The sequence below is a fragment of the Kitasatospora sp. NPDC007106 genome (genome assembly GCF_040634455.1).
Classification (GTDB): Bacteria; Actinomycetota; Actinomycetes; order Streptomycetales; family Streptomycetaceae; genus Kitasatospora; species Kitasatospora arboriphila.
In genome coordinates this window covers 1-1,478 of record NZ_JBEYFP010001191.1, presented here as the reverse complement: position 1 = coordinate 1,478, position 1,478 = coordinate 1, and the positions used below count along the sequence as shown (strand labels likewise).

The window sequence follows — 1,478 nt, the reverse complement described above, 5'->3', positions numbered from 1 at the left end:
GTCGACTTCGGTACGAACGCGGAGGTCGCCGGAACGAGGCTCTTGGGGCAGGTGACCACAGCGCTGGCGCCCCCGAAGCTCACCTCGACGCCGCCGTTCTGCAGGGGCGGGAACTTCTTCCCGGTGTCGAGGGTCTTGAACGCGGCCCCGGCCGGTGTGGTGAAGCTCGTGCCGGGCCCGTCGGTTTGGCGGAACTTGCCCTCGGTGTCGGCCACCACCACCTGGTTCTCTCCGAAGCAGACAATGATGTCCCCGCTCCGCACGACGAGGTTTCCGCTCTCGGTGCGGCCCTTGAACGGCGAGGAGACCCCGTCCGCGTACGCAGGGCCGGCGAACACGAAAACTGCGGCCAGAGCCCCAGTTGCTGCTGTCCTGGCAGTTATTCTCCTGATCAGTGCTGACATCCGCGCTCCTCGTACGTCATGGGCGGCAGGATCTCCGCCGCACCCGAGCATGAGGATTCCCGGGGGCAACTGCCCGCCGGCGCAGCCAAATGGGTACTCAGCGCTTGGCAGGCCTCCTTCGACGGCCCCGCCACAGCGCACGGAATCGAGACCGGACGGCGCTGCCCGGCTCGGGCCGTGATCGCCCGGCCGGCGGCTGCGCGACAGCAGCCGTTGAAGGCCGTCAAAGGTGGCGTGGTTGTCGATAGCCTGGTACCGCCTCGACAACCAGTACGGCACGCCTTCACGGTCCCTCGTGCTCCTTCTCGCGTCGGATGCTCCTTTCGCACCATGTGCCCGCCTCACGGCACCCCGGTCCGGCGCTCCTGCCGGCGTGGCGGAAGACCGGGCAGCAAGACGTGCGGCCCGCCGCCGGGCGGGCCGTCGGCCGGAGCCGTCCAGGCGGCCGGCTTCTGGCCGGCGAACGCGGCGACCACATCGCCGGCCGTCACCAGGCCCACCGGGATCCCGCGTTCAGCCGCCACCACGAGCGCGTCGGCACCGGCAAGGCTGAGGACGACCGCCGAGCGGTGCAGCGTGTCGCCAGGGTGAACCTGAGCAGGGCGGCGGCCCCGCAGCAGCTCACGGACGGTCGTTCGCGACAGCGCAGTGGCCGGTTGAGCGCACGCGATCGCGAGGTCGGCCTTGTCGAGCAGGAAGCCGAACGGCAGTACCAGGCCGCACAGGCCGCCGAACTCGCCGTCGCCCGCAGCTGGTGGAAGCGCCTCACCCCGGCCCAGTGCGGGGAACTGGCCGACGCGGTGAACCGACAGACGTGGAAGGAGATGGCCGCCCGCGCCGAGACCGGACTCGGCGAGATCGCGCCGCAGTTCGCCTACGGGTGGCCCGCCCGGGCGACCGTCGGGCACCGGCGCCGCATCTACGGCATCGTCCGCCCCTGCCCCGCGTTCGTCGCCCACTGCCCGAAGCTGCTCACCAAGCGCGTGTTCGTGCGCAACGCCCGAGAGGCCCGCGAGCTGGCCACGGCCGGGCTCGACCCCGCACGCATCACCCACTTCGACCGCGCCAACCACG

General features: G+C 71.3%; 1 protein-coding gene and 1 pseudogene. One reads left to right on the top strand and one right to left on the bottom strand.

Going from position 1 to position 1,478, the window contains the following annotated elements:
- On the bottom strand, window positions 1-404 hold a 404-nt coding region (locus ABZ641_RS37040; protein WP_359988964.1), incomplete at its 3' end, for a hypothetical protein.
- A gap of 656 nt (window positions 405-1,060) precedes the next feature.
- On the opposite strand from ABZ641_RS37040, the pseudogene ABZ641_RS37035 reads away from it, so the two are divergent.
- A pseudogene (locus tag ABZ641_RS37035) lies at window positions 1,061-1,478 on the top strand (competence CoiA family protein); the annotation flags it as partial.